At 69.4% G+C, this 20,112-nt stretch carries 18 protein-coding genes and 1 riboswitch; of the genes, 12 read left to right on the top strand and 6 right to left on the bottom strand.

Features of this window, described 5'->3' with window-relative positions:
- The first annotated feature begins 175 nt into the window (after positions 1-175).
- The 6 genes from IF64_RS27960 to pstB all read left to right on the top strand — a co-directional run bounded on the left by IF64_RS27960 (position 176) and on the right by pstB (position 8,791).
- Positions 176-3,634, top strand: a complete 3,459-nt coding sequence (locus IF64_RS27960; protein ID WP_246134800.1) for an LCP family glycopolymer transferase — start codon at positions 176-178, stop codon at positions 3,632-3,634.
- A gap of 138 nt (positions 3,635-3,772) precedes the next feature.
- A complete protein-coding gene (gene phoU, locus IF64_RS0120320) occupies positions 3,773-4,435 on the top strand; it encodes a phosphate signaling complex protein PhoU (RefSeq protein WP_030533744.1) in 663 nt (220 codons plus the stop codon).
- A 249-nt stretch (positions 4,436-4,684) separates the two neighbouring features.
- Positions 4,685-5,779, top strand: a complete 1,095-nt coding sequence (gene pstS, locus IF64_RS0120315; RefSeq protein WP_030533743.1) for a phosphate ABC transporter substrate-binding protein PstS — start codon at positions 4,685-4,687, stop codon at positions 5,777-5,779.
- A 160-nt stretch (positions 5,780-5,939) separates the two neighbouring features.
- Positions 5,940-6,890, top strand: coding sequence for a phosphate ABC transporter permease subunit PstC (pstC, locus tag IF64_RS0120310; protein ID WP_030533742.1), 951 nt, complete (start codon positions 5,940-5,942; stop codon positions 6,888-6,890).
- Positions 6,890-7,975, top strand: a complete 1,086-nt coding sequence (pstA, locus tag IF64_RS0120305; RefSeq protein ID WP_030533741.1) for a phosphate ABC transporter permease PstA — start codon at positions 6,890-6,892, stop codon at positions 7,973-7,975. Before pstC ends, pstA begins: the two co-directional genes overlap by 1 nt.
- Before the next feature lie 36 nt (positions 7,976-8,011).
- On the top strand, positions 8,012-8,791 hold the full coding sequence (gene pstB / locus IF64_RS0120300) for a phosphate ABC transporter ATP-binding protein PstB (protein ID WP_030533740.1): 780 nt from the start codon (positions 8,012-8,014) through the stop codon (positions 8,789-8,791).
- Positions 8,792-9,286: 495 nt separating this feature from the next.
- On the opposite strand, the gene IF64_RS0120295 is transcribed toward pstB, so the two are convergent.
- The 5 genes from IF64_RS0120295 to IF64_RS0120275 all read right to left on the bottom strand — a co-directional run bounded on the left by IF64_RS0120295 (position 9,287) and on the right by IF64_RS0120275 (position 14,525).
- Positions 9,287-10,057 (bottom strand): ABC transporter ATP-binding protein, encoded by a 771-nt coding sequence (locus IF64_RS0120295; protein ID WP_030533739.1) that lies wholly within the window; start codon positions 10,055-10,057, stop codon positions 9,287-9,289.
- Positions 10,054-11,112: a FecCD family ABC transporter permease gene (locus IF64_RS0120290; RefSeq protein ID WP_211252616.1), complete on the bottom strand. Its 1,059-nt coding sequence runs from the start codon at positions 11,110-11,112 to the stop codon at positions 10,054-10,056. The genes IF64_RS0120295 and IF64_RS0120290 overlap by 4 nt, the downstream gene beginning before the upstream one ends.
- Before the next feature lie 5 nt (positions 11,113-11,117).
- Complete coding sequence (locus IF64_RS27735) at positions 11,118-12,167, bottom strand: ABC transporter substrate-binding protein (protein ID WP_030533737.1); 1,050 nt, start codon at positions 12,165-12,167, stop codon at positions 11,118-11,120.
- A 58-nt stretch (positions 12,168-12,225) separates the two neighbouring features.
- A riboswitch (cobalamin riboswitch) is annotated at positions 12,226-12,417 on the bottom strand.
- Between the two features lie 391 nt (positions 12,418-12,808).
- Positions 12,809-13,720 carry a mycothiol synthase gene (gene mshD, locus IF64_RS0120280; protein WP_030533736.1) on the bottom strand — a complete coding sequence of 304 codons (912 nt, stop codon included), beginning with the start codon at positions 13,718-13,720 and terminating at the stop codon, positions 12,809-12,811.
- A gap of 28 nt (positions 13,721-13,748) precedes the next feature.
- The gene (locus tag IF64_RS0120275) at positions 13,749-14,525 is read right to left on the bottom strand and encodes a response regulator transcription factor (protein ID WP_036877326.1); all 777 of its coding nucleotides are present in this window, start codon (positions 14,523-14,525) and stop codon (positions 13,749-13,751) included.
- Between the two features lie 285 nt (positions 14,526-14,810).
- Here IF64_RS0120275 and IF64_RS0120270 point away from each other — a divergent pair, with 285 nt between their 5' ends.
- The 5 genes from IF64_RS0120270 to IF64_RS0120250 all read left to right on the top strand — a co-directional run bounded on the left by IF64_RS0120270 (position 14,811) and on the right by IF64_RS0120250 (position 18,071).
- Positions 14,811-15,665 carry an LmeA family phospholipid-binding protein gene (locus tag IF64_RS0120270; RefSeq protein ID WP_030533734.1) on the top strand — a complete coding sequence of 285 codons (855 nt, stop codon included), beginning with the start codon at positions 14,811-14,813 and terminating at the stop codon, positions 15,663-15,665.
- A 46-nt stretch (positions 15,666-15,711) separates the two neighbouring features.
- Positions 15,712-16,146, top strand: coding sequence for a TlpA family protein disulfide reductase (locus tag IF64_RS0120265; protein WP_030533733.1), 435 nt, complete (start codon positions 15,712-15,714; stop codon positions 16,144-16,146).
- 243 nt (positions 16,147-16,389) lie between these two features.
- The gene (locus IF64_RS0120260; RefSeq protein ID WP_030533732.1) at positions 16,390-16,827 is read left to right on the top strand and encodes a DUF4395 domain-containing protein; all 438 of its coding nucleotides are present in this window, start codon (positions 16,390-16,392) and stop codon (positions 16,825-16,827) included.
- Positions 16,828-16,918: 91 nt separating this feature from the next.
- On the top strand, positions 16,919-17,764 hold the full coding sequence (locus IF64_RS0120255; protein WP_030533731.1) for a sulfurtransferase: 846 nt from the start codon (positions 16,919-16,921) through the stop codon (positions 17,762-17,764).
- A gap of 1 nt (position 17,765) precedes the next feature.
- Positions 17,766-18,071, top strand: a complete 306-nt coding sequence (locus tag IF64_RS0120250; RefSeq protein WP_030533730.1) for a DUF1416 domain-containing protein — start codon at positions 17,766-17,768, stop codon at positions 18,069-18,071.
- A gap of 285 nt (positions 18,072-18,356) precedes the next feature.
- Here IF64_RS0120250 and IF64_RS0120245 read toward each other — a convergent pair whose 3' ends face one another.
- Positions 18,357-18,995 (bottom strand): pyridoxamine 5'-phosphate oxidase family protein, encoded by a 639-nt coding sequence (locus IF64_RS0120245; RefSeq protein ID WP_211252615.1) that lies wholly within the window; start codon positions 18,993-18,995, stop codon positions 18,357-18,359.
- Positions 18,996-19,136: 141 nt separating this feature from the next.
- Here IF64_RS0120245 and IF64_RS0120240 point away from each other — a divergent pair, with 141 nt between their 5' ends.
- On the top strand, positions 19,137-20,102 hold the full coding sequence (locus IF64_RS0120240; RefSeq protein WP_145600506.1) for a glutaminyl-peptide cyclotransferase: 966 nt from the start codon (positions 19,137-19,139) through the stop codon (positions 20,100-20,102).
- Positions 20,103-20,112: the final 10 nt, after the last annotated feature.

The raw sequence follows: 20,112 nt of genomic DNA, 5'->3' as shown, positions 1-20,112 counted from the left end.
GCGTGTGACCATTAGCACCAACCGTCGCGACTCTGCGTAAAAAAGTCACGGCTTGGTGTCGTCACGAAAGGGGGACGTCCGTACGATAACGCTCACTGCCGACGAGACGATCTAGCCACCAGCTGTGTTGGCGCCGCGCCAGCGCGCTGACCAGGCTCATGGGGAAGGAGTGTGCGTGTCGGACGACCACAGCACGCCCTCCTCGCGGCATGCCCAGGTGGCCGCCGATCAGATCGCGGAGTGGCGTGCCCGCGCCGAGCGCAACCGCGCCGACTCCGAACGTAAGCGACGCAGATCCCTCGAATCCGACGGCGGCACGAGCGTTTCCGAACTGCTCGCCAAGACCGGCTACAGCCCGCAGGCAGGCCGCCTCACGCGTGGTTCCGGACGCGCTGGTGCGGGCGCCAACGGCTCCGGTGCCGACGGTGCCGTCCCGCCTGCCCCGCCCGCCCCGTCGAGTCGTGTGAGCTGGCACGAAGAGAACGGCAGACCCGGCCGTCACGGCAGCGGAGACACCGGATACGACGGCTCCGGGTACGACGGCTCGGGATACGACGACCCGGGATACGGCGGGCTCGCGCGGCGTGGTGTCGGGCCTGGCGAGGAGGGTGCCGGACAGGGCGGACGTCACGGCGCATCCAACGGTCACGGAGCGCCCAACGGTCACGGCTCGGTCGGCGGCGGCCCCGCCCACAACGGAACCGCCCACAACGGAACGGGTCGCGACGGCTTCGACCGGAACGGTTCCGGATTCTTCGAGCACGGCGAACGCAACGGCGCGCCGAGTGGCGGGGGCCCTGGCCACGGCCATCCCAGCGGCTACGCCAGCAACGGCCACCCGAGTAACGGCCACCCAGGCAGCGGGCGTCCGAGCAACGGCCATAGCAACGGCCATGCCAACGGACACCCGAGCAGCTACTCCGAGGCCCGCGGCGACCAGCCCCCGAACGGCAGTGCGGACAGCGGTGGACGTGGCGGCTTCAGCCGGGACGAGGCGTACGCGGCGGCCAGCCGGATCGACCGCACGGCGGCGCGCGCGGCCCGTATCGATCCCGCCGACGTCGACGCGCCGACGCGGATGTCGGATTCGCGTCCGCCTGCGGAGAACCCGATCGCCCCGCCGAGTCGGGCGCAGGAACCGCCGCGTCCGCCCGCGCCCGATCCCCGGTCGAACCGTTCCGTGCCTCCCGCCCCCGGCGCGGCACCGGAGGCGAGCCCCGACCCGCAGCCCCGCGCCCCGCGTCGAGCCGCGGACGCCCCGCCGCGTCCGCGCGCCGACGCAGCACCCCAATCCGGTGGAGCGCCCCGATCCGGCGCAGCACCCCAACCCGGTGCGGCCCCCGAACCGGGAGCGTTGCCCCGGTCCCGTGCGGTTCCTCCGCCCGCCCCGGGGGCGCCGCCCGCGCCCCCGAATCCGCCCGCGGCCCCGAACCGTCCCGGGCGTCGTCCGCGGCCGGAACCCGAGGCGTGGGAGCCGCCGGCCGGCAGTCCCGAACCGGGGCCGCCCCGTCGCCCCGGCCAGGGTGCGATGCCCCCGGCCCCCGGTCCCCGGCCACCGGAAGCGCCGCCTGCGCCGCCGGGACAGCGGAAACCGCAGAACTCCGGACCGAACCCGCGGCCGGTCCCCGGACCGCCCGCGGTGCCGCCAGGGGCCGAGCCCCCAGGGGTGCAGCCGCCCGCGCCGGGGCGTCGTCCGCAGGGCACGAACGGCCGCCGGCAACCACCGCCCGGCCGCCCCCGCGCGCACTCCGCGCCGGCCGACGCCGCTCCGCGCCCGGCCGCGTCGCACGGAGTCGAACCGCACGAGCCCGTCCGGCGGCCCCGCCCTCATTCGCGGGAGTCCGATCCCGACGAGCCGACCGTGCTCGGCGCCGTCTCGGCGGTGCTGGGCGGGAGCGCGGCATCGAGCGGCGGCCCTGACCAGCCGGCACCCCCGCCGGGGCCACAGTCGGCACCGCAGTCGGAGTCGGACCCGCAGCCGGAACGCGAGCCTGCCCCGGAACGAGAACCGGGACCGGAGCCCGCTGCCCCCGAACCGGCCGAGGAGGCCGAGCCGGCTCCGGTGCCGCCCCGACCGCGTCGCCCGTTGAGTCCTCGTCCGCGCACCGACGAGGACCGGCTGACCATGACCGACCAGATGGAGCCGGTCGACGAGCAGACGCAGTACAAGCGCAAGATCGACAACACGCTCGCCCGCTTCTCGGCCGCCCACGACGAGCTGGAGGCCGAGGAGGAGGAACGCCGCGCGCGGAAGGCCAAGCTCGCCGCGCGGCTGGACCAGACGCGGACGAAGCTCCAGGCCGTCGTCACCTCGACCATCGGTGGCCGCGGCTCGGCCGTCGGCAACAGCAACACCAACAGCAACACCAACGACAACGAGGACCCCGACGCACACGACGCCGGCGACGACGTCGCCGCGCACGCGGAAGCCGGAGCGGACGACGCGGGCGAGTCCGGCAAGACGTCCGAGCGCACCCGCCTGCAGGAGAAGAAGCAGCGCAAGAACGACCGTGCCCGGTTGGCGACGAGGATCGCGGCCGTGGCTTTGGCGGCGCTGGTCTTCCTGGCCACCGGCATCGCGTGGGGCGCGAAGACCTGGTTCGAGTCGAAGTTCAACCAGATCGCCGCGCTCGACGAGGGGTCGTCCGACATCCTGCCCGGTCAGATCGGCGACGAGAACTTCATCATCCTCGGCTCGGACACGCGGGAGGGTGCCGATACCGAGGAGAACGTCGGCGACGCCGACGCGGTCGGTGGGGCGCGGTCGGACACGCTGATGGTCGCGCACATTCCGGAGGACAGGGCTCGCGCCGTCGTCGTCTCGTTCCCGCGCGACCTGGAGATCACCCGGCCCGAATGCGAGAGCTGGGACCCGGAGACCGGAGAGTACGGCGACGTCGTCCCCGCCCAGGAAGCCACCAAGATCAACACTGCGTACGCCGTGGGCGGGCCGAAGTGCGTGACGAAGGTCGTCCAGGACATCACCGGGATGAAGATCAACCACTTCGTCGGCGTCGACTTCCACGGCTTCAAGGACATGGTGGACGCGGTGGACGGCGTACCGGTGCAGATCGACGAGCCCGTCGTCGACGAGACGCTCGGCGACGTCGTCACCGAGACCGGACTCGTCGAACTGCGTGGTGACCAGGCGTTGAGCTACGTGCGGGCGCGGAAGGTCTACAGCGATCCGACCTTCTCCGACTACGGCCGCATGGAGCGGCAGCAGAAGTTTCTGTCCGCGCTGCTGACGAAGACGCTCTCGAGCGAGGTGCTGTTCGACACCGACAAGCTCACCGGCTTCGTCGACGCGTTCGCCAAGGCCACGTTCGGCGAGAACATCGGCGTCGACCAGATGTTGACCCTCGCGCAGTCGATGCGCGGCTTCGACGCGGGTGCCGTCGAGTTCCTGACGATCCCGACCGTGGGCGAGTCGAACGAACGCGGCAACGAGGTGTTGCTCGAACAGGACTCGCGCGCCCTGTTCGACGCGATCATCGACAACACCCCGCTTCCCGGCGAGGAAGGTGCCGACGGCAACGGCAACGGTGAGGGAAACGGCAGCGGCCAGGACGAGCAGGGCGAGCCCGGCGAACAGCGCGCGGTCGACCAGCCGGCCGACACAGCCGTGTCCTGATCGCGTCGCGTGTGGTTCTTCCGGGGGACACCCGGCATCCGCTGGCAGGTAAGTCCTCACGAAGTCGTCAGGCCGGGTTCATGGATGGTTCACATCGGCATTCGGCGTTAGGCCATCGCGGCCCGTAGAGTCAGCCGTATGCGGGATGCCTACAACCTCGAACTCGACAATCTGCGTGGCCAGTTGGGCGACATGGTTCAGCTCGTCGCCGACGCGATGGAGCGCGCCACGAAGTCACTCCTCCAGCAGGACCTCGCCCTTGCCGAACAGGTCATCTCCGACGACGTGAAGGTCGACGACGCACGTTCGGCCGCCGAGGAGAAGGCCTACGGCCTGCTCGCGCTCCAGGCGCCGGTGGCGACCGACCTGCGCATCGTCGTCGCGTCGCTGCACGCGGCGGAGAGCATCGAGCGCATGGGTGACCTGGCACTGCACGTCGCGAAGGCCGCTCGGCGCAGGCACCCGAACCCGGTGCTGCCGCCGGAGGTGCGGCCCGCGTTCGAGCGGCTCGGGCAGGTGGACGTGCGCCTGGCCCGTCAGCTGGAGGCCGTCGTGCGCAGTGACGACGCCGATGCCGCGAAGAGCCTCGAAAGCGACGACGACGAGGTGGACGAGATTCACCGGAACCTGTTCGGCGTGATCATGGACCGCAGCTGGGAGCACGGTGTCTCCCCGGCAGTCGACCTCACGCTGCTGAGCCGGTTCTACGAGCGCTACGCCGACCACGCGGTCTCGGTGGCCCGGCGGATGCTGTTCGTGGTCACGGGGCGTATGCCAAATCACAGTGGCAGCGACGTCTGATCAACAAGGCTTCATCCACTCGGGCTACGCGATGGCTACGTGCCGTATGAGCTGGGGATTGTTTGCGGACAGGCGGCGGTCACCTCGCGGTGATGTCGTCGTGACGTCGCCGCGGGGAAACGCCGGGTTCACCCGCCGTTCACGTGATGCGGGGAGGGGCGTCAACTCCCGCCCATACCGTTCGTCACGGCAGCAACCCCGAGCGGCGGCAGGCCTTCTGCCGCACCAGAACCCCGGAAGAGGTCAACTGTGAAGCGTTCCACCCTGGGCCGCGCCCTCGTTCTGCCGACGACGGCCGCCCTCGCCTTCGGTCTCGTCGCCTGCGGCGCCGCGAACGAGGAGGGCGCCTCGAGCGGCCCCACGATCAACGGCGCGGGCGCCAGCTCGCAGGAGGCCGCTCAGACCGCATGGCGGACCGGCTTCCTCAAGAACCACGAGGGCACCATCAACTACGACCCCGTCGGGTCGAGCGGTGGCCGCGAGCAGTTCACCAGCGGGGGTGTGGACTTCGCGGGTTCGGACGCGTACCTCGACGAGGACGAGGTGAAGGCCGCGCAGGAGCGTTGCGGTGAGGGTGGCTTCGTCGAGGTGCCGGCCTACGTGTCGCCGGTCGCCCTGATCACCAACATCGAGGGCGTCGACGAGCTCAACCTCAAGCCGGCCACGATCGCCAAGATCTTCAACCAGAAGATCACCAAGTGGAACGACCCGGAGATCAAGGCGGACAACCCGAACGCCAACCTTCCGGACACGGCCATCACGCCCGTGAACCGTTCGGACGGCTCCGGCACCACGGAGAACTTCGTCGAGTACCTCAAGGCTGCGGCTCCGAACGACTGGCCGCACGAGGTCAGCGACGAGTGGCCGGTCAAGGGCGGCGAGGCCGCGCAGGGCACCTCGGGTGTCGTCCAGGCCGTCAAGAACGGCAACGGCACCATCGGCTACGCCGACGCGAGCCAGGCCAACGGCCTGACGACCGTCAAGGTCGGTGTCGGCGACGACTTCGTCGAGTACTCCCCCGAGGCCGCGGCCGCCGTGGTCGACGTGTCGGAGCGGGTGCAGGGCCGCGGTGAGCACAGCTTCGCCTACGACCTCGCGCGCGACACCAAGGAGGAGGGCACCTACCCGATCGTCCTGGTGTCGTACGTGCTGGCCTGCGCGAACTACGACAACGCCGACAAGGCGACCATGGTCAAGGACTTCCTCAACTACACGATCAGCGCCGAGGGTCAGAAGGCCGCGCAGGACCAGGCCGGTTCGGCGCCGATCTCGGACAAGCTCCGCTCGGAGATCCAGCCCGCGATCGACTCCATCGGTGGCGGCAACGGCGGCAACGAAGGCTGATCGGTTCGTAGCTGTCACTATCGAGGCTGCGACCATTCCATGCGCCCCGGAGTCCGGGTGGCTGTTTCGACGCAGAGACAGCCACCCGGACACACGCATGTCAAGGAGACTTTTCGTGAGGCACAGCGGCGGCCGAACACGAGGATTGAAGGGATAGAACGTGGCTTCCACTACCGAGGCCCCGCCCCGGAAGCAACACAAGGTGCCGCAGCGGCCCGGTGACCGCATCTTCTCCGGCATCTCGACCGGATCGGGTGCACTGATCCTGGTGGTGCTCGCCGGCGTGGCGGTCTTCCTCATCACCGAGGCATGGCCGGCGCTCTACGCTCCGGCATCGTCGATCCCCGGTGGCCAGGGGCTCGCGGTCTACATCTGGCCGCTGCTGTTCGGCACGCTGATCTCGGCGGTCCTGGCGCTCCTCATCGCCGTTCCGCTTGCGGTGGCGATCGCGCTGTTCATCACCTACTACGCGCCGCGCAGCCTTGCCAAGGTCCTCGGCTACATCATCGACCTGCTCGCCGCGGTGCCCAGCATCATCTTCGGCCTGTGGGGCATGAATGTGCTCGCACCGTTGACGGTCGATCCGGCGTCGTGGCTGTCGGAGAACCTGGGCTTCATCCCGTTCTTCGCGGGGCCGGCCTCGTCCACCGGCCGCACCATGTTCGTCGTGATCATCGTGCTGGCCGTCATGGTGCTGCCGATCATCACCGCGGTCGTGCGCGAGGCGTTCGTGCAGACACCGTCCCTGCACGAGGAGGCGGCACTCGCGCTCGGCTCCACGCGCTGGGAGATGATCCGGATGGCCGCCCTGCCGTTCGGCCGCTCCAGCATCGTCGGCGCCTCCATGCTCGGCCTCGGTCGCGCACTCGGTGAGACGATGGCCGTCGCGATGATCCTGTCGGTCTCGGGCGGCGTCTCGTTCAACCTGATCAGCAGTGAGAACCCGCCCACGATCGCGGCGAACATCGCGCTGCAGTTCCCCGAGTCGACCGGTATCGCACTGAACACCCTCATCGCATCGGGCCTCGTGCTGTTCGCCATCACCCTGATCGTGAACATGGCCGCCCGCGCGGTGATCAACCGGCGCAAAGAATTCTCCGGAGCCAATTGATGTCAACACCGACGACGACTCAGAACCAGGATCCGGACCTCGACCGGCCGCTCGGTGGTGTGCCGCTGACCGCGGGGCAGCTCCCGCGCGGTGCCGCGCCCGGCACACTCGCGGCCGTCGCGGTGGCCGGCGTACTGCTGTGGCTGATCGCCGGCTGGAACATCGCCGCCGTGGCCGTGCTCGGGGCCATCGCCTACACGGTGATCATCTACGCGTGGTCGCGCACCGTCGAGGGGCCTCGTAAGGCGACCGACCGGTTCGTCACGGCGGTCGTGACGGGTGCGTTCCTGTTGGCGCTCCTTCCGCTGATCTCGGTGATCGTCACCGTGGTGACGAACGGCCTCGCCCGTTTCGACGCCGAGTTCTTCACCTACTCGATGAGCGGAGTCGAGGGTGAGGGCGGCGGTATCTACCACGCCATCATGGGCACGCTGATCATCACCGGCCTCGCCACGTTGATCTCGGTGCCGATCGGCATGTTCACGGCGATCTACCTCGTCGAGTACGGCAGGGGCAAACTCGCCAAGGCCATCACGTTCTTCGTCGACGTGATGACCGGTATCCCCTCGATCGTCGCCGGTCTGTTCGCCTACGCGCTCTTCGTGGTGATCTTCGGTCCCGGTGTCCGCATGGGATTCGCCGGTGCCGTCGCGTTGAGCGTGCTGATGATCCCGACGGTGGTCCGCTCCACCGAGGAGATGCTCAAGCTCGTACCGAACGAACTGCGGGAGGCCTCGTACGCGCTGGCCGTCCCGAAGTGGCGGACGATCTCGAAGGTGGTGCTGCCGACCGCGCTGGCCGGTATCGCCACGGGTGTGACCCTGGCGATCGCCCGCGTCATCGGTGAAACGGCACCGTTGCTCGTGACAGCGGGTCTCGCCGACGCCATGAACATGAACCCGTTCGACGGGCGTATGACAACCCTGTCGGTGTTCTCGTACTACGAGTACCAGAGCCCTGGCCTGTTCGCGGAGGCCGCGTTCGACCGTGCCTGGGGTGCCGCGCTGGTCCTCATCATCATCGTGATGCTGCTGAACCTCGTGGCCCGCCTCATCTCCAAGCTGTTCGCCCCGAAGACCCGTTGACGGTCCGGAAGCGCCCGGAAAGAGTAGGAAGTAACTGTGGCTAAGCGCATCGAGGTCAAGGATCTCGACATCTACTACGACAAGTTCCTCGCGGTGCAGGGCGTGTCGATGACCATCCAGCCGCGGTCGGTCACGGCGCTGATCGGGCCGTCGGGCTGCGGCAAGTCGACGTTCCTGCGCACCCTCAACCGCATGCACGAGCTCGTTCCCAACGCTCGCGTCGAGGGTTCGGTCGTCATGGACGACGACGACCTCTACGGGCCCGGTGTCGACCCGGTGAACGTGCGCAGGCAGATCGGCATGGTCTTCCAGCGCCCCAACCCGTTCCCCACGATGTCCATCTACGACAACGTGGCCGCCGGGCTCAAGCTCAACAACAAGCGGCTCAAGCGGTCCGAAATGGACGACGTCGTCGAGCGTTCGCTGAAGTCGGCCAACCTGTGGGAAGAGGTCAAGGACCGCCTGCAGAAGCCGGGTTCGGGGCTCTCCGGCGGTCAGCAGCAGCGGCTGTGCATCGCGCGTGCCGTCGCGGTGCAGCCGGACGTGCTGCTGATGGACGAGCCCTGCTCGGCCCTCGACCCGATCTCCACCCAGGCCATCGAGGACCTGATGCTGGAGCTGAAGTCGAACTACACGATCGTCATCGTCACCCACAACATGCAGCAGGCGGCGCGCGTCAGCGACACCACCGGGTTCTTCAACCTGCAGGGTGTGGGCAAGCCGGGCGAGCTCGTCGAGATCGACGAGACCACGAAGATCTTCTCGACCCCGGCGAAGAAGGCGACGGAGGACTACATCTCGGGCCGCTTCGGCTGACAGCCCGTGTTGCGCCTTGGGGGTCGCGTGTTGTGGCCTCCGGGGCGCGTGTTGCGCTTCCGGGGAGCCGTGTTGCGCTTCCGGGGAGCCGTGTTGCGGATTTCGGGGTTCGTGTTGCGCCTTGGGGATCGCGTGTTGCGCTTCTGGGAGCTCGTGTTGTGGACCCAGGTCGGCTATGTCGGGCGAAGGCCCGAGGGTGGTGTCGCAGGCGAGCCGGCCCGCCTGCTGAGCACTCCGCAGTCGCCGCTGCTTCGCCTCACGCACGGGCGCATTCATCAGCTCCCGGTAGGGCGCTGCGAGCTCGCTGAGGCACGGGATCGGCCTCTCGGGGGCGCAACCAAGCTCCGGAATCCGCGATAAGGGCCCCGGAAGGCGCAACACGCGCCCCCGAGGCCGCAACACGGGCTCCCGAGGGCGCAACACGGCTTCCCCAACGCGCAACACGCGCTCCTCGACCCACAACACGCGCTCCCGAAGGCGCGACACGGGGGCACCTCAGCTTCGGATGAAGCGGACGTGGGGGTGGCCTTCGGGGCTGGTGGTGACGTCGGCCTTGACGTTGTAGACCTGCATGATCAACGACTCGGTGAGGACGTCGGCTGGCCTGCCGGCGGCGACCACGACCCCGCGGTCGAGGACGACGATGTCGTCGCAGTACATCGCTGCCAGGTTGAGGTCGTGGAGGGCGACGACCGACGTCACGGGCAGGGACGTCAGCAGGTCGAGAAGCTCGAACTGGTGCTGCACGTCGAGGTGGTTGGTCGGCTCGTCGAGGAGCAGTTCGCGCGGTCGCTGGGCGAGGGCGCGGGCGATCTGCACCCGTTGCCGTTCTCCGCCGGACAACGTCTGCCACCGTTGACCTGCCTTGGCGGTCATGCCGGTCTGTTCGAGCGCCTGGGCGACCGCGGCCTCGTCGTCGGCCGACGCGGCCAGCCACGCCCTGCGGTGCGGCACGCGGCCGAGCCCGACGACGTCCCGCACCGTCAACGGGATCTGCGTGTCGGCATGCTGCTCGACGACGGCCACCCTGCGCGCCAACGTGCGTCTGCCGACGTCGCCGATCTCGCGCCCGTCCACGGTGACCACCCCCGCCGACGGCGCCAGCACCCCCGCCAGCACGCGCAGCAACGTCGACTTGCCCGATCCGTTGGGCCCGAGCACGCCGACGGTCGAGCCTTCCGCGGGCGTCAGGCTCACGCCGTCGAGCACGAGTTCGCCACCCAGCCGCCGGGCCACGCGGTCGGCGGCCAGTCCGGATCCGCTCATCGGACACCCCGCGAGCGGTAGAGGATCAGCACGAACGCGGGCACACCGATGAGCGCCGTGACAACGCCGACGGGCACCTCCTGTGGTTCGAGCACCGTGCGCGCGACCGTGTCGACCCACACGAGCAACACCGCACCCGCGAGTGCGCTCACCGGAAGCAGTCGCGCGTGTCCCGGCCCGGTGAGCAGCCGCGCCGCGTGGGGCAGCACGAGGCCGACGAAGCCGATCGCGCCGACGGAACTGACCAGCACCGCCGTCAGCAGCGCCGTCACCGACATGAGCACCACGCGCGTCCGCCCGACAGCCACCCCCAGCGTGGCGGCCGCGTCCTCGCCGAAGGCGAACGCGTCGAGCGAGCGGGCGTATCCGCCACACACGGCCAGCGTGCCCACCAGCACCACCGCGCAGGTGACGACCTCCGACCAGCCTGCGTTGGCCAGCGAGCCGAGCAGCCAGAACAGCACGCCGCGGGTGGTCTCGGCGTCGGCGGAGGTGAGCACGATGAACGAGGTCAGCGCCGACAGCAGTTGCATCACGGCCACGCCGGAGAGCACGACGCGGTCGGTCGTCCCGCCGAGCGTGTGGCTCAGGGTCAGCACCAGCGCGAACGACGCGACGGCGCCGAGGAACGCACCGCCGGACATCGACAGCACCCCGCCGCCGATACCGAGCACGACCACCAGCACCGCACCGGTCGAAGCACCCGAGGACACGCCGAGGACGAACGGGTCGGCCAGTGGATTACGCAGCAGCGACTGCATCACCACACCGCACACCGCCAGCCCGGCACCGCACACCGCCGCCAGCAGGGTGCGGGGCATGCGCAGGTCCCACACGATGCCGTCGCGCAGCACCGACAGCGTGGGGTCGGCGAGACCGAGTCGTGAGAGGACGGTCGTGGCGACGTCGCCGACGCCGATGTCCGCCGGGCCGATCGTCACGGCGACCGCGATCGAGACGATCAGCAGGCCGCAACCGCCGAGCAGCAGCAGGGGAAGACGCGACCGGCTCGCCTGCCTCGCCTCGCGCGTGGCGGCCGCGGTGCCCGTCGTCACCGTGATCACCCGGCGAACCCGAACTCGCGCAGCTTGGCGGCCAGTTCCTCCGCGCCGTCGACGGTGCGGATCGTCGGGTTCATCGCCTGGCCGGACATCCGCACGTAGCGCTTCTCGCGCACCGCGGTCATGTCCTTGGTCACCGGGTGCGACTCGAGGAAGCGGATCTTCGCCTCGGCCGACTCGGCGGTCTGCGACTGCCGGGTGAGGTCGCCGAGGGCGATGACGTCGGGGTCGCGGTCGGCGATGTTCTCCCAGTTGATCTGCGGCCATTCGGCGTGGGTGTCGTCGAAGGCGTTCGCCGCGCCGACGGCCTTCGTCATGATGCCGGGCGCTCCGCAGCAACCGGCCAGGTACGGCGACTCGGAGTTGGCGAACCAGTACATCACCGACGTTCCGCGGGCCTCGACGTCGATGTCGTCGAGTCTGCCCTTGAGGTCGGCGATCAGCTTCTCGCCGCGGTCCTCGACGTCGAAGATCGTCGCCAGGTCGCGGATCTCCCGGTACAGCACGTCCATGGTCAGCGGTGCCGTGCGGCTGCCGTCCCCGCCTGACTCGTTGTTCTTGGTGCCGCAGTCGGTCGGCGACAGGTAGTTGGGCACGCCGAGCTCGTCGAACTGCTCCCGGGTGGCGACCCCACCCTTGCCGAGCGTGGAGGCGAACGAACCGGCGACGAAGTCCGGTTCGGTGTTCAGCACCGATTCGAACGACGGCATGTTCTCGGCCAGCCTGGGCAGGTCGTCGGCGGCCTTCTTCAGCTGCGGCAACACCGGGTCGGTCCACATCGACGTCCCGACGATGCGGTCGCCCAGCCCCAGCGACAGCAACAGTTCGGTGCTGGCCTGGTTGAGCGTGACGACGCGTTGCGGCGGCTCGTGCACCTCGGTGGTGCGTCCACAGTTGTCGATCGTCCGCGGGTATCCGGCTGCGGCGGCTTCGCGGTTCTCGGCGGGGCCGGCTCCGCAGGCCGCGAGCGGCGCGGCGAGGCAGAGGGCGAGCAGCGCACCGGTGACGGCGCGGACGGGGTGACGTGGGGAGAGTGACCGGATCGGCACGGCGTTCCTTGGTGTCGAGGGCTCATGCGCGGAGCCCGAATCGGACCGGGTACCGGTTCGCGGGGAACCGGGGCCAGTAGGTCTTCGGACTCGGGATCCCCCGGCCGGAACGCCTTCCCGGCCGCCGCGTGTGGCGTCCAGTGGCTCGTCTGTTCCGGCCGTCACCCTTACCGCTGCGCGTCAGTTCCGGATTCACACCGGATTCCCTGACTCACGACACGCGTGAGTGCGACTGGCCGGTTGCGACGCTACCACCGGCAGGTGAATGGCCCAGACCGCTGTGAGGGCAGATTCACGTCAACCGTCGGGGGCTGCCTGGAGCTTGCGGAGGGTGGCTCGCGACGGTTCGACGCAGGTGAGACGCGTGGGGTGCGGAACTTGCCGCCAGGGATGAATCTGCCCTCACCCTGGAGGAGCGCTGTGAGGGCAGATTCACGTCAACCGTCGGGGCTGCCCGGACCTTGCACACACGACTTCCGCAGGTCGCAACACGGGTCCTCGAATGCGCAACACGGGCTTCGGAGGGCGCAACACGGGCCCTCGAAGCCGCAACACGGGCCCTCGAAGCCGCAACACGGCGCCCTAAGTCCGCAACACGGGCTCCTGAGGGCGCAACACGGCGCCTGAGGGCGCAACACGGGTCAGGGGGTGTCCGGGGTCGCGTACTGGACGTCGATCTCGTAGGGGGTGAAGCCGAGTCTGCGGTAGACGGCGACGGCGGGGGCGTTGTCGCCCTCGACGTAGAGGATCACCTGGCCAAGGCCACGTTCGCGCAGGTGACGCAGGCCGGCGAGGGTGAGTGCGCGGCCGAGTCCGCCGCCCTGGGCTTCGGGATCGACGCCGACGACGTACACCTCGCCCACCGCGTCGCCGCCGAACTTGGCCGGGTTGGGCGGGTGGACCTTCGTCCAGTGGAAACCGATCACGCGCCCTGCCTTCTCGGCGAGGAAGAACCCGTCTGCGTCGAACCACGGCTCGGACTCGGTGGCGGTGAGCTCGTCGACGGTGAGTGCGCCCTGCTCGGGGTGCCAGTCGAAGGCGCGGGCGTTGACGTCGATGACGGCCTGCTCGTCGGTGCCCGGCCGGAACGTGCGCAGCGAGACGCCGTCGGGCGGGGTCGGTTCGGGCCAGTCGGCGTCGTCGACGTCGACCTGCATGATCAGCAGTTCGCGCGCGCGGGTGAGGCCGAAGCGTTCGGCGAGTCTGGCGGCACCGGACTGGTCGCCGTGCGCCCACACGCGCAGGTTGTCCGGGTACTCGGCCAGCAGCGCCTCCACGAGCGCGCCGCCGTGTCCGGAGCGCCGGTGGTCGGGGTCGACGACGAGCTCGGCGACGCGCCTTCCGAACGCGTCGCCGCTCACGTCCACATGCGCGACGCCGACGAGCGTGTCGCCTGCGGTGGCCAGCAGGTAGCGCCCGCCGCTGAACTCACCGGGCAGCGGGCCGTCGGGTTCGATCTCGGGTTTGCCGTCGACGCCGCGTGCCTTCGTCAGCAGGGCGCGCACCGCCGCGGTGCGCCTGTCGTCGAGATCGTCGGCCCACTCAAGCTCCATGCCCGCCAGGCTAATGCGGGCCGAGTGGTCAGCGTCCGGAGTACTCGCCGATGTCGTCGGACTCGGCGAAGGAAGGGGCGGGCGCGGAGGGCCCTCCCGGGGTGCCTCCTTTGATCGGTCCGGACGACTTGGCGGGCCGTTCGAACTTGTAGCCCACGTTGCGCACGGTGCCGATCATCTGCTCGTGCTCGGGGCCGAGCTTGGCGCGCAGCCGTCGCACGTGGACGTCGACCGTCCTGGTGCCGCCGAAGAAGTCGTAGCCCCACACCTCCTGCAGCAGCTGGGCTCGGGTGAACACGCGGCCCGCGTGCTGGGCGAGGTACTTGAGCAGCTCGAACTCCTTGTAGGTCAGTTCGAGGGTGCGCTTGCGCAGGCGGGCGGTGTAGGTGGCCTCGTCGATCACCAGGTCGCCGACGCGCAGTTCCGCGTCGACCTGGGTGGTGCTGCCGTCGCGGGTGGTCGCCAGGCGCAGGCGGGCGTCGACCTCGGCGGGGCCTGCGGTGGGCAGCAGGATGTCGTCGGTGCGCCACTCGGAGCTGACCGCCACGAGTCCGCCCTCGCCGACGACGGCGATGACCGGGGTCGACGACTCCTCGTCACCCGCGCCCTTGAGGAGCCTGCTGAGGCTCTTGGCCGACGCGAGGTCGGTGCGCGCGTCGAGCAGGATCACGTCTCGGTGGCCTGCGTCCAGCAACGCGGTGACCTCGGGAGCACGCACACGTACGGTGTGCGGCAGCAGGTCCAGGGCGGGCAGCACCGAGGTGGCGTCGGATTCCGCAGTGAGTACCAGCAAGTCCAGGCTCATCGCCACCGCCTCACAGTTTTTCGATCGCCTCGAGGAATCCTCGGGCAGGTCGTCAGTGACAATAACCCGGGCGAGGCGAGGGCGTCTGCGATCGTGAAACCGGCATCACACAATGGGGAGTTCACGATTCGGTCAACGACAATATCCTCCGCGTCGCTTGTTACGAGCGTTCGTAACGCGGCCGCAAACCGGTCGTAACAAATGATCGAGAACCGATTGAGAGCCAGTGTGAGTGACACCGTGTCCCAGCAGCCCAAGCCGTCGAGACCGCGTTCGGGACGCCGCGTGCGCAGGATCGTCACGGTGTTGATCGTGGTGATCGGCGTGCTGGTGGCCATCGATTTCGCCGCCGCGGCTTTCGCCGAGCACACCGTCTCGCAGAAGGCGAAGGACCAGTTGGGTGTCGAGAACGATCCCGAGGTCGGCATTCACGGATTCCCGTTCCTCACGCAGGCGGTCGCGGGCGAGTACGGCCGCATCACGGTCGAGGCGAAGTCGGTGCCCGTGCAGGACGTGCTGCGGGACGTGGACGTCAAGGCCGAGCTGCGGGACGTGGACGCTCCGCTCTCGGATCTGGCCCAGGGCAACGTCGACAACGTCACGATCGGCGAGGTCGACGGTGAGGTGACACTCAAGGCCAGCGACATCAACCAGATCAGCCCGCTCGACAACATCGACGACCTGCGGATCGCCGCCTCGAGCGAGGCCTACGTGCGCGGTGGCGAGGGCGCGAGCGCGCAGTCCCACGGCACCGACGAGGGCGACGACCCCGCCAACACCGGCGGGGACGCGGAGTCCGAAGGCGAGGACGACGACGACAGTTCGGCCGGCATCCGGCTCTCCGGCAAGGTCAAGGTGGCGGGCGAGGAGCTGGAGATCTTCGCGTTCGCGATGATCCGGCTGGACGGGTCGACGGTGCAGATCACGCCGCACCGCCTCCAGTTCGGGAATGACCGCGAGACGACGATCGTTCCCCAGGCGGTGCAGGAGCAGCTGCTGCCGAGCTTCGAGGCCGACATCAACACAGGCGACCTGCCGTTCACGGTGACGCCGACCGGCGTGTCCGTGGGGCCTGACTCGATCACCGTGAAGGGCACGGCGAAGAACGTCGCGTTCGCCCAGGCACAGACCTCGCGGTGACCGGTGGTGACCCCGGGATGACGGCGGCGCGCGGAACGGAGGAGTCGTGACCGGACTGATCGTCGCCGTGGTCACGGTGGTGGCCGCGGTCGTCGTCGGCCTGATCCTGCGTGCGAGGAACGGGAGGGTGCGCATGTCCACCGCTGCAGGCGAGACGCTGCCCGCCGACGTGCGCGGCGCGCTGGCCGACGACGCCGTGACGCTCGTGCAGATCTCGACGACGTTCTGTGCCCCGTGCCGGCACACCCGCGCGCTGCTGTCCCACGTGGCCGAGGGCACCGAACGGCTCTCCCACGTGGACCTCGACGTCACCGACCGGCCCGAGATCGCCCGCGACCTGGGCGTGCTGCGCACGCCGACGACGATCGCCTACGCCCCCGACGGCACCGAGCTGCTGCGCGTGTCGGGGGTGCCGAAGCGGGACGCCCTGCTCGAGGCGCTCGAACCCCACCTGGCCGGCACGTCTCGTCCCACAGAATGAACACGGTTCCCGCGCTGAGGGAGCCTGAGTAGGCTTGCCGCCGTGGACAGGCCGGGTTCGCACCTCCATCACACGCTGGGCACGCAGCTGACCCGGCGGCGCGCGGTTGACTTCTGCCGCGTCCGTAGCAGCCTGTGTATCCCGGCTCGCGTGTGAGCCGACGGTGCGCATCCGGTCGCCCAGCGCACAGGGCCGGGTGACCACGCTGCCGTCCGAGCCAGGTCAGCCACTCCAGGAGGTGTCATGCCCGCCCCGCAGACGGTCGATCCGCGCGGTCCCAGGTTCGCCGCGATCGTGACGTCGGTCGTGCTGGTGATCGTGCTGGTGACCCAGTGGTGGCCGCTGCTGGCTGCGCAGACGCTGGTGTTCGCCATCGGCGCGTTCGTCGGGCTGAAACCCGCCCCCTACTCGGTGTTGTACCGCGCGCTCGTGGCGCCGCGACTGCGGCCGACCGACGAGCGGGAGGACGTCGCTCCTCTCCGGTTCGCCCAGGCGGTGGGTTTCGCGTTCGCGCTGGTGGGCACCATCGGGTATGCCAGTGGCGTGACCGCGCTCGGTACCGTCGCCACGGCCTTCGCGCTGTTCGCCGCGTTCCTCAACGCGGCGTTCAACTTCTGCCTCGGCTGTGAGATGTACCTGCTGATCAAGCGTGTGGCGCCGCGTGCGGGGAGCGCCTCCTGAGCTCTTCGCGGCGGTCCACGCCCTCGCATCCGCACCCACGACAAAAGCAACAGGCCACCGAACACGAGAAGAAGAAAGAGAGTGCCGCTCAATGAGCCGTGAAGACGTCCTGGTCACAACGCAGTGGGCCGAGGAGAACCTCGACGCCCCGGGTGTCGTGTTCGCCGAGGTCGACGAGGACACGACCGCGTACGACGGTGGCCACATCCGCGGCGCCGTGAAGATCGACTGGAAGAACGAGCTCCAGGACCCGGTTCGCCGCGACTTCGTCGACAAGGCCGGTTTCGAGAAGCTGCTGTCGTCGAAGGGCATCTCGAACGACGACCTGGTGATCCTCTACGGCGGGAACAACAACTGGTTCGCCGCGTACGCGTACTGGTACTTCAAGCTGTACGGCCACGACAAGGTCAAGCTGCTCGACGGTGGCCGCAAGAAGTGGGAGCTGGACGGCCGCGAGCTCGTCAAGGACGTGCCGGAGCGCCCGACCACGAACTACCAGGCCTCCGAGCAGGACCTGTCGCTGCGCGCGTTCCGCGACGAGGTCGTCGAGGCCATCAACACGAAGAACCTGGTCGACGTGCGTTCGCCCGACGAGTTCTCCGGCAAGCTGCTCGCCCCCGCGCACCTGCCGCAGGAGTCGGCGCAGCGCGGCGGCCACATCCCGTCGGCGCTGAACGTGCCGTGGGCGCAGACCGCCAACGAGGACGGCACGTTCAAGACCGCCGAGGAGCTCAAGGAGCTCTACGAGCAGGCCGGTCTGGACACCTCGAAGGCCACGATCGCCTACTGCCGCATCGGTGAGCGTTCGAGCCACACGTGGTTCGCGCTCCACGAGCTGATGGGCCTGCAGGACGTGAAGAACTACGACGGTTCGTGGACCGAGTACGGCTCGCTGGTCGGCGTTCCGGTCGAGACCGGTTCGAACGGAGGGAACTGACATGTCCGACGGATGCGGCGCTCCCGCTCAGACGGCGGTCGTGGCCGGTGAGGACACCGGCGACCAGGTCGTCGTCGCGGGCAAGGTGACCGGCGGCGAGGGCGCGCTGGGTGGTGCCTACGTGCGCCTGCTGAACGGCGACGGCGAGTTCGTCGGCGAGGTGCAGGCGTCCCCGGAGGGTGACTTCCGGTTCTACGCGGCGCCCGGCTCGTGGAAGGTGCGTGCGCTGCACCGCTCGGGCAACGGCGAGGCCACGGTCGACGCCCAGGGCCCGGGACTGCACCAGGTCACCATCGCGGTCGCCTGACACCGCACGTCAGCCGGACAGGCCCCCAGGACTCCGCCAGGAGCCCTGGGGGCCTGTCCTGTGTCCGCCCTGTGCCCGTGTTGCGCTCTGGGGAGCCCGTGTTGCGCTTTCAGGCGCCCGTGTTGCGGGCCCAGGGGCGCGTGTTGCGGGCCCGGGAAGCCGTGTTGCGTTCCTGTGGGCTCGTGTTGCGGATTCCGGGTGCCGTGTTGTCCCCAGGTCTGTGGATAACTGATCAGACTGTGGACAACTCTGTCGACGAGTCGGATGGACGCCGGGTCCGCGAGGTCAGGTCGTGCTGCCACCGCCCGTGTCAGAGCCACCGCCACTGTCTGCGCTGCTGCCCCCGCCACTGCTGCCGCCACTGCCGCCCCGGCCGTCGCCTGCCATGAGGCGGGAGTCGTGACTGGCGACGATCTCGGTCGGGACGAACTCGAGCACCACGCGGTTGGGGCTGCGCAGCAGGTCGAGAAACCGGTCGGTGCTGTCCGGGGCGAGACGGGCGGCCAGCGTCGGCAGGAACGCGTCGACCGCGGCCCGGTCGCGATGAACCGTGACGTTCCCCCGCATCGACAGCATCCGTCTGCCGGGCAGCCCCGTGCCCGCGTTCGACACGACCACGCACGCCCGTGGGTCCCGCTCCACACCGCGGACCTGCACCCGCCCGTCCACGCTCGTGAACAGGAAACGACCGTCGACGTGCGCGAAGCTCAGTACCACCGCGCCCGGCCCGCTGTCGGGCGCGGTGAACACGAACGTGCATTCGGTCTGCGCCGTGAGCAGCTCGCGGCGGGCGGCACCGCGCAGTCGCGCGCCGCGCAGATCCTCGATGTCGTCGGTCCCCACCTGCGGAGTCGCCCCGCCACCGGATCCGCCACCCGGCCGGTCGCCGGATCCGCAACCGGACTCGCCACTCTGCGCCGTCACAAATATTGATTATCACAGAAGCGTCGTGCGCTGTCACCGTCGTGCGCTTCGCGGTTTTCCGTCCAGCGCAAAGGCGTTGAGTCCGGCAGGCATGGGCGGAAGTATCGGGCCGGTTCGGTTCGACACGTCTGCGGAGGAGACATGACCAGTACACGCAAGGCCCTTGCCGTGGCGGCGGGCACCGCGCTCGTGTGCGGCCTCGCCGGCGGTGGTGCTGCTTCGGCGGCCACCGCGCCCGCGGCAGGTCTCGGGGCTGCGGCGATCTCGTGTGAGACGGCCACCGGCAGCGACCCCTTCTACCCCGGCGAGTCCGCGTCGGCGGTCTACGACGAGCGTTATGCGCAGGGAGCCGAGGTTCCGTATCTGGACGACGGGTTCACCCCGCAGGGTCTCGGCTACTGGGAGAACTGGGACGGCAGCGGATCGGACCTGCTGCTGGTGACCGCCTACCAGGACGGGCAGGACGCGCGGATCTACGGCATCGACGCGGATTCGGGTGACCACATCGGATCGGTCGCCGTCGCGGACGCGCACGTGGGCGGGGTCGCGGTGGTCGGCGGATGGGCGTTCGTGTCGGGCAGTGGTTCCGACCGGATCCGCAAGTACGACCTCGGCGAACTGGAAACGGCGATGAAGGCCGACGGCATCCCGTACCTCGCCCAGACCGGTACGTCGCAGGAGGTTCCGGCTGCCTCGTTCCTCGGCACCGACGGCACGACGCTGTACTCGGGCAAGTTCAACGACAGCAGCCGTGACGTCATGCACGCGTTCTCGGTCGCGTCCGACGGCACGATCACCCGTGGCACCGAGTACGAGGTGCCGATGAAGACACAGGGAATGACGGTCGCCGACGGCAAGTTCATCTACAGCACCTCCTACGGCCGCACCAATCGCAGCAACATTTACACCGTCGAGGAGGGCGCCACGGAGATCGAGCCGTCGGCGCAGTGCTATCGGGCACCGAGTATGGCCGAGGGCGTCACCGACCACGATGGACGGTTGTACGTGCTGTACGAGTCGGGGTCGTCGAAGTTCGCCGATCCCGCGCCACGCAACGAGATCCGGCATCTGCACGAGGCGGACGTCGCCGACGCGATCGACTTCTGATCGATCCGCC

Source organism: Prauserella rugosa, from assembly GCF_000719975.1.
GTDB classification, from domain to species: Bacteria; Actinomycetota; Actinomycetes; order Mycobacteriales; family Pseudonocardiaceae; genus Prauserella; species Prauserella rugosa.
Note: the sequence above shows the minus strand (reverse complement) of the source record. Positions and strands in the feature narration are given on the sequence as shown.

What these genes read in the sequence shown, in the direction of transcription:
- IF64_RS0120255 (WP_030533731.1), top strand. Translation starts at nt 16,919, where the DNA reads ATGAGCCGTGAAGACGTCCTGGTCACAACGCAGTGGGCCGAGGAGAAC.
- pstA (WP_030533741.1), top strand. Translation starts at nt 6,890, where the DNA reads ATGTCAACACCGACGACGACTCAGAACCAGGATCCGGACCTCGACCGG.
- IF64_RS0120260 (WP_030533732.1), top strand. Translation starts at nt 16,390, where the DNA reads ATGCCCGCCCCGCAGACGGTCGATCCGCGCGGTCCCAGGTTCGCCGCG.
- phoU (WP_030533744.1), top strand. Translation starts at nt 3,773, where the DNA reads ATGCGGGATGCCTACAACCTCGAACTCGACAATCTGCGTGGCCAGTTG.
- IF64_RS0120295 (WP_030533739.1), bottom strand. Translation starts at nt 10,057, where the DNA reads ATGAGCGGATCCGGACTGGCCGCCGACCGCGTGGCCCGGCGGCTGGGT.
- IF64_RS0120250 (WP_030533730.1), top strand. Translation starts at nt 17,766, where the DNA reads ATGTCCGACGGATGCGGCGCTCCCGCTCAGACGGCGGTCGTGGCCGGT.
- mshD (WP_030533736.1), bottom strand. Translation starts at nt 13,720, where the DNA reads ATGGAGCTTGAGTGGGCCGACGATCTCGACGACAGGCGCACCGCGGCG.
- IF64_RS0120275 (WP_036877326.1), bottom strand. Translation starts at nt 14,525, where the DNA reads ATGAGCCTGGACTTGCTGGTACTCACTGCGGAATCCGACGCCACCTCG.
- IF64_RS0120240 (WP_145600506.1), top strand. Translation starts at nt 19,137, where the DNA reads ATGACCAGTACACGCAAGGCCCTTGCCGTGGCGGCGGGCACCGCGCTC.